At 57.0% G+C, this 7,143-nt stretch carries 6 protein-coding genes; 3 read left to right on the top strand and 3 right to left on the bottom strand.

Going from position 1 to position 7,143, the window contains the following annotated elements; genetic code table 11:
• The 3 genes from HX839_RS31660 to HX839_RS20585 all read left to right on the top strand — a co-directional run.
• A partial coding sequence (locus HX839_RS31660; RefSeq protein WP_256344733.1) for an RHS repeat-associated core domain-containing protein occupies positions 1-2,708 on the top strand: 2,708 nt, incomplete at its 5' end.
• Complete coding sequence (locus tag HX839_RS20590; RefSeq protein ID WP_177067626.1) at positions 2,705-3,085, top strand: hypothetical protein; 381 nt, start codon at positions 2,705-2,707, stop codon at positions 3,083-3,085. The genes HX839_RS31660 and HX839_RS20590, both read left to right, overlap by 4 nt.
• Before the next feature lie 133 nt (positions 3,086-3,218).
• A complete protein-coding gene (locus HX839_RS20585; protein WP_177067625.1) occupies positions 3,219-3,632 on the top strand; it encodes a hypothetical protein in 414 nt (137 codons plus the stop codon).
• A 166-nt stretch (positions 3,633-3,798) separates the two neighbouring features.
• Here the strand turns inward: HX839_RS20585 and feaR are convergent, their stop codons facing one another.
• From feaR to HX839_RS20570, 3 genes are all read right to left on the bottom strand, one after another.
• Entirely contained in the window at positions 3,799-4,752 is a 954-nt protein-coding gene (gene feaR, locus HX839_RS20580) for a transcriptional regulator FeaR (protein ID WP_003219901.1), read from the bottom strand.
• A gap of 117 nt (positions 4,753-4,869) precedes the next feature.
• Positions 4,870-5,454, bottom strand: coding sequence for a DUF3156 family protein (locus HX839_RS20575; protein ID WP_177067624.1), 585 nt, complete (start codon positions 5,452-5,454; stop codon positions 4,870-4,872).
• Positions 5,435-6,934 carry an APC family permease gene (locus tag HX839_RS20570; protein ID WP_003219898.1) on the bottom strand — a complete coding sequence of 500 codons (1,500 nt, stop codon included), beginning with the start codon at positions 6,932-6,934 and terminating at the stop codon, positions 5,435-5,437. The genes HX839_RS20575 and HX839_RS20570 overlap by 20 nt, the downstream gene beginning before the upstream one ends.
• Positions 6,935-7,143: the final 209 nt, after the last annotated feature.

Below are 7,143 nucleotides of genomic sequence, written 5' to 3'. Positions count from 1 at the left end.
ATGGCAGCCAGGAAGTCTACGTCCACGACCAGCGCGCACGGCTGGTGCAGCGGATCGATCCGGACGGCGCGCAGCACTTCAAATCCTACGACGAAAAAGGCCGGCTGACGGTCGAGCAGAATCCACTGGGAGCGGTGACGGCGTATCAGTACGACGACGCCGGTCGGTTGATTGCGCTGTTTCCCGGGGACGATACGCCGACGTCCTACGAGCATGACAACGGGTTCGTACGGGTTGTGCGCCGTGGTGACGCGGTGTGGAAATACCAGCGTAACGATCAAGGCGATATCACTCGCAAGACTGACCCGGACGGCAATTACACCGAATACACCTACACCAAACACGGAAAGCTTACGGGTGTTTGGTATCCGGATAACAGCAGCCAACGCTTTATCTGGAACGAACGCGGCCAGCTCATTGAGGAAAAACTGGCGAATGGCGGTGTGCGGCGTTATCGCTATGACGAGCTGGGGCGGCAGGTGGCTTGCGAGGATGAGCATGGCGCGCTGACCCAGTATCAGTGGGACGCCGTAGGTCGTTTGCTGAAAGTGATTCAGCCTGACGGGGCCACACGCGAATTCAGCTACAACCCGTACGGAAAAATCACTGCCGAGCGCGACGAGTTGGGCCGCGTCACCCGCTACGAATACGCCGATGGTTTGCACCTGATCAGCCGTCGGATTAATCCGGACGGCACGCAGCTTAAATACCATTATGACAATGTTCGGCTGTTACTGACCGAGATTGAAAACGAAGTCGGAGAGACCTATCGACTTGAGTACCACGCCAACGGCCTGATCCAGCAGGAAACCGGGTTTGATGGCCGGCGTACTGCCTATGTCTACGACCTCGCCGGGCATCTGCTGGAAAAGACCGAATACGGCGATGACGGCAGTCAGTTGGTTACCGGTTATGCGCGCGATGCTGCCGGTCGCCTCGTAAGAAAAACCCTGCCCGACCGCAGCATTGTCGATTACACCTACGACCGTCTCGGCAACCTTCTCAGCGTCGACGACGGTCATTGGCCGCTGCATTACGAATACGACCTGCAAAACCGCCTCACCGCCGAACACCAGGGCTGGGGCACGTTGCGCTACCGCTACGACGAATGCGGGCAACTCAACTACCTGCGCCTGCCCGACAACAACCGCCTCGCTTTCCACCACGAAAAAGGCGGCGACCTCGCCACCGTCCAACTCAACGGCAACCCGCTCACCTCGCACCTGTTCAAATCCGGCCGCGAACATCAGCGCCAGCAAGGCCAACTCCTCAGCCGCTACCACTACGACGACCAGGGCCGCCTGCACGCCCACGCGATCACCCAACAGGAACAACGCCACCAGCGCCGCCAATACGACTACGACAAACGCGGCAACCTCACCCGCATTCTCGACACTCGAAAAGGTCAGCACGACTACCACTACGACCCACTCGACCGCCTGACCCGCGCCAACCACTCGCACGACCTGCAGGAACGCTTCGTCCACGACCCGGCGGGCAACCTGCTGATGCAAGACCGCGTAGGGCCCAGCGTCGTCAAAGGCAACCGGCTCTTGATGCAAGGCGACCGTCATTACGACTACGACGCTTTCGGCAATCTGCTGCGCGAACGCCGGGGCCGGGCTCAACAGTTGGTTACCGAATACCGCTATGACTGCCAGCACCGCCTGATCGGCGTCACCCAACCAGACGGCACACGGGCCAGCTACCGCTATGACCCGTTTGGTCGGCGTATCGCCAAAACGATAAAAAGCCAAACCACCGAGTTCTTCTGGCAAGGCGACACGCTGATTGCCGAACACAGTGCTGATCACCACCAAAGCTATATCTACGAACCCAACAGCTTTCGCCCGTTAGCGCTGCTGAAAGGCTATGGGCCGGGAAACGTAAAACCCTTCCACTACCAACTCGACCACCTGGGCACGCCACAAGAACTCACCGCGCCCGATGGCGAAATCGTCTGGTCAGCGCACTACCGCGCCTACGGCCAAATCGCGAAGCTGGACGTCAACACCGTTACCAACCCGCTGCGCTTCCAGGGCCAGTACTTCGACCCGGAAAGCCGGCTGCACTACAACCGACATCGCTACTACAATCCGGATATTGGCCGCTACCTGACGCCCGATCCCGTGAAGCTCGCGGGTGGGCTGAACGGATATCAATACGTGCCCAACCCGACGGGGTGGGTGGATCCGTTAGGCTTGAGTACCTGTCCGGGTGGGGATGGATGCAAGCCTGAAACCAAAGCTGAAGATCCATCAGGAATATCTAAGGTTGATGAGGGTACGCCCTCAACTCCCGCGCCAGAAAAAAAGCAGGAATATCTGTATCGAGGTGATTTGAGACATCCAGATGAAATTTTCAGAGACGGGTTTGAAAGTAGAGGAGAGAGCACAAATCTCTATTTACACTCTTTGAATAACGCCAGCCCTCCTAGCAATTTCGTGCCTACTTCCACATCAAGGAAAAGAGCACTGGTCTTTGCCTCGGGACATGGATTTGATGAGGGATTCCTTTATACCCTCAAAAAGATTCCTGGGAGGGATGTCAATAAGGAACTAGGCGACCGCTCCAAATACAAATATGAATTAGAAATCGCCATTCCCAAACGTATCGACACTAAAGATATTTTGGGTGCTTCACCGGTAAACGATGACGGCACTTACAAAGGATACACACTACTAAATCCGAACAGAGGTTACCCATGAAATCACGTGAAATCACCATAATCAGAGATAACGTTCGTGAAAGTGCAACAGTTGAATACGACGGGGGGAAGCCGACCCTTACTCTATCATTAAACAACGGGGTCAGAAAATCCTACAGCGCCATAGATCTATACGAAAGCTTCGGTCTGGCAAGAATGGACTTCAAGGATATAAAGTTCTTGTGTAAGGGCGCAAAAATTAACGTACACACATCTGGAATGTCATCACACATGTCAAATGGATTGGTAGCTTACGAACTCACCATGGGCAAACCTGAAGGCGAGCTAGTTCACATTTTTTCTCCCGAAGAAAACGACTTAACCAATGACATACAAGAACAGCATAATTTTTGCGAGCGCTGGGCAACTTCATGTTAGTCGCAAAATAAAGCGGCGCTGGTCAAGGTTGCGGGGAGTTCACACGCAGATTCGGTCTGATCAAACTCTGAAAGCTCAGGACTGGTCTATTTTTTCAATACGACATCATGGATCCCAATTAGAAATCGTCATAATGAAAACCCAAAAAATCTGCGCACTAATAGAAAATAAAAAAGTCGAAATCACCGTAAGATATGATGCAGCCAAATGCCTGATGAAACTCTCAGAATCTGAAACCCCACAGAGAATCTATGGTGGAAGAGATCTCTATGTCTGCCTTGCAAAAATCAGAGCCGATCACCCCCGCATCGCATTTCTTTGCAAGGGCGCGAGATTAAACGTGATGCCTTCAAGGATGGCATCCCAAATGAGTGCAGGGCTTGTCGCTTATCAAATGACGATGGGCAAACCCGCCCTCCCAGAGGATATAGTTCACATTTTTGATTACGAAGAGGAAAACCTCACAAATGACCCACAAGAGCAAATTACTTTTTTTAAAACCTGGCTTGCATCGTTAAGCGCCGAAAGATACGAAGACTTAAACTAAGCGGATAGTACAGTCCCATCTTTCAAATAACGGAAGAACAGCCAGTTGGAAAGTTCAGCCTATTCGGTAAACCCCAGCATGCTTAGCGCCTACCAAATCGCCATCGCAGGCAAGCCAGCTCCCACAGTTAAACTGTGTACATCAATGAATCTTCTGCACCCCCCAGTCACCCCACCTGCTGCAACCGCCCAGCCCGAAAATCCTTCGGCGACACTTCAAACTGCTTCTTGAACGAGCGACTAAAGTGCGCCGAATCCGTAAACCCCCACTTATACGCAATCGACGTAATCGACTCACTGCGCAAAAACGGATTGGTCAGATCATCCGCACTGCGCTTCAACCGCGCCCGCTGGATATACCGGCACACGCTGTCATCCTGTTCCTCAAACAACCGGTACAAATGCCGCACCGAGATGTTCAACCGACTCGCCAACCCCACCGGGCTAAGCCCTGGCTGGGTCAATGACTCATCAATCACCTTCTGCACATAGCTGCGCAGATTGCTGCCCTGCAACCCGCCACAATCATCGCGCTCATCGTCTTCCTGCTCAAACGCCGACCCCAGCAGCGAGACAAACGCCGACTGCAACGCCTGCCCCTCCCCGACCGCGCCTTCGCCGTTCAGTGCGTCTTTGCACAGTTGATCCATCAACACATGCAACATGCGCCCGCAGGCTTTGCTCGAGGAGATTTTGCCGAAGGTCTTGGGCTGGTTGCCGAACTGTTTGCACACCTCTGCGCGGGACAAGGACAGGGACGCGTGTTCGATGAGCCCGAACGGGGTGATGTCGATGGAGCCCACCGAGTCCATCAATAACAGTTCGCCGGGGGCAAGCTGGAAGCTCTGGCCGTTTTGGGTGATCTGGCAGTAGCCGCTGCGCTGGCTGACGAGGAAGCAGTGTTGGTCGTCATCGTGGTCGGCGCGGGCCTTGGGGCGCTTGATCAGGCCGGCGTTGGTGCGCAGGCTGGCCAGGGGCAAACCGCCGCGGGAAAAGGTGCTGATGCTGCCGATGAACAGCGAGCGGTTGAAGGCCAGTTCTGTGTCGAAGTGACCGCAAACCGCGCGCAGATCCCGGGTCCAGAGGTCCAGCCCGTCTTGCCCAATCTGTTGCATGCTCATGGTTGTTTCCACCTTGGCTTTTTGTTTTTGTCGGGCAATAGTTAACATGTTATCTATATGCGCGCAACAAGTACGTGTCTGCCAAGGTGGTTGCACTATTGATGCCAAATCCGGTGGTCAGTGGGCCTGCAAGGCGCGCTGGAAACCGTTCAAGGCGTCCAGCAGCCAGGCGCGTTGCACACTGCTCAAGGCGATGTAGCGACGGAACGCCGGCATGCGGTTGACCACCTCGCTGCCGCCCATATGCTCAAGCCGCACACACCACTGGTGATCCACCAGGTCGATGCGCAGGCGCTTGAAGTCCAGCGGCATCAAGGCGCGATGCAAGGCGCTGCCCTCCTGCAATTGTGTGTGCAAAATGCCTGAAACATCCTTGTCGCCCGACCGCTGTCGACAGCGGATTCCGGTGCGTCGAACGGCCCCGGTGTGGTGCAGTTCGAAGCTCGCCGTGCCCTGCTGCGAGGCAGGGATGCGCAGTACGAATTCGGTCATCACCAGGTGCATCAACAGCTGCGACTCGGTGCGTTCGACGATCTCCAGTTGCAGCCCGAGATTGTCCAGGGAAACCCGGGCCGTCGTCGGTCCACACACCTCATAACCGGCCAGGCCGAGGTTACGCCGCAGGTGTTCCAGCGTAACGCCGGGTCGATACCCGGCAGGCGCGCGCCGGGAGCTGAACAGCTCAGACAGTTTTTGCAGCATGGCTGATATACCCGTTGTGCGGCTGACCCGGCTCATGGGCGAACTCCTTGGCCAACACCTCTTCCACCGAGGCGGGCTTGAATGGATTGACCTTCTGCACAACCAGCGTCCAGAACAGCGCGTACGCCGCCGTGCACCCGAGCATCACGCCGAAGGGAATGTAGATGTCAGCGGGGTTCATCCCCGGCGGCGTGATAAACCACATGCCCAGCAGGATGCCGATGCTCGACAGAATCTGCGGCAGCGGAAAGAACGGCGAACGGTAGGCACGAGGCAGATCCGGACGGCGAATCCGCAGGATCACCACCGACAGCGTCACCAGCAGATAAGCAAAACTCCAGGCGCACACGGCGGCCAATACCAGGTGCATGATGTTGTCGGTGTTGCCCCCCAGGTACAGCGCGTGCAGGCACGGAATCAGCATCGCCACCAGAATGCACAGCAGCGGTGTCTTGAAGCGCGGGTGCAGGTAGGTGAAAACCTTGGGCAACGCGCCGTCGACCGCCATGCCGTACAGGATCCGTGGCACACCGGCCATCAAGGTGTTGATGGTCGCAGCACCGGCAAACAGGAAGCCGATGCCCAGCCACATCGGGCCGATGCTGCCCATCACCTGCTCGGCGAATTTCGGGATGGCCATCGGCGTATCCAGCAGGTGCACGCCGCCCGCCGCGTCGATCAATACGTTTTCTACCTGGCGTTTCATGGCCGCGCCATAGATGAACATGCACGTGGCCACCCCCAGCAGCCCCAGCACCATCGCCTTGGGCATCACCTTGGCCGAGTTGCGCAGGTCCGGCGCCAGCGGCGTGACGAATTCGCAGCCGACGAACATGAACATCGCCATGCCCACCAGCGACAGGATGGTAATCAGGTCGGTACCGACCAGGGATTCACCGAACCAGCCGTCCAGCTGCACCGCCGGCGCTGCGATCAGGCCCAGCACGCCAAACACCATCAAGGTGGTCCACATGCCGAAAGTGAGGATGATCTCGGCCCGGCCGAACGCGCTGACGCCAAACGCATTGAGCACCCCGAACACAATCACGAAGCCCACTCCCAGCAACCACGAACCGCCGGCGGATTCCGCCAGGGTGTTGAGGTGCTCGAAGTTCACCAGCGCCATCACGCCGGAGAGGATGGTTTCGGCGGTGCCGGCAAACACATGCACGATCAGGTAGGCCGACAAGGTGCCGGTGATCGCAAAGAACCGGCCCATGCCGCAATTGATGTAGTCGTAGACCGAGCCGGTGGTGGGCAGGATCGAGGCGGCTTCGGCGAAGGTGGTCGCCTGGGCCAGCATCATCACCACCGCGATCAACATCGCCACCGCAAAGGCGCTGCCGCCGATGCCAAACCCCATGGTCGCGGTGAGGATCACCGGGCTGGCCATGATCAAGCCAATGGTGCTCGCCAGCGCGGTTGGAAAGCCCACCGTGCCGCGTTTCAAATGTTCGGTGAGCCGGTCGTTGATCGACATGGTGCAGATCCTCAAGAAGCGGATTTTTAGAAGTATTGGCACTCTGCGCCCGCCCTGGCTGATCGTCTTGCTCCTGGCTGCCGCCGGTTTTGTTGCTGCCTGCCACTGCTGCGCCACTGGCGGCCTGGGACAATTTCCTGGCACGCAGGGGAAAGACTTGGCCCGGTGGCGCTCGCCCTAATGCTCCCTCAATTCACCTTGTTGGGGAC

The sequence above is a fragment of the Pseudomonas sp. I8001 genome (assembly GCF_013385345.1).
Taxonomy (GTDB): domain Bacteria; phylum Pseudomonadota; class Gammaproteobacteria; order Pseudomonadales; family Pseudomonadaceae; genus Aquipseudomonas.
This window is presented reverse-complemented; position numbering and strand designations above follow the sequence as displayed.

Excerpts from the sequence above, each read along its gene's own strand:
- HX839_RS20585 (WP_177067625.1), top strand. The coding sequence starts at position 3,219 with ATGAAAACCCAAAAAATCTGCGCACTAATAGAAAATAAAAAAGTCGAA.
- HX839_RS20590 (WP_177067626.1), top strand. The coding sequence starts at position 2,705 with ATGAAATCACGTGAAATCACCATAATCAGAGATAACGTTCGTGAAAGT.
- HX839_RS20575 (WP_177067624.1), bottom strand. The coding sequence starts at position 5,454 with ATGCTGCAAAAACTGTCTGAGCTGTTCAGCTCCCGGCGCGCGCCTGCC.
- HX839_RS20570 (WP_003219898.1), bottom strand. The coding sequence starts at position 6,934 with ATGTCGATCAACGACCGGCTCACCGAACATTTGAAACGCGGCACGGTG.
- feaR (WP_003219901.1), bottom strand. The coding sequence starts at position 4,752 with ATGAGCATGCAACAGATTGGGCAAGACGGGCTGGACCTCTGGACCCGG.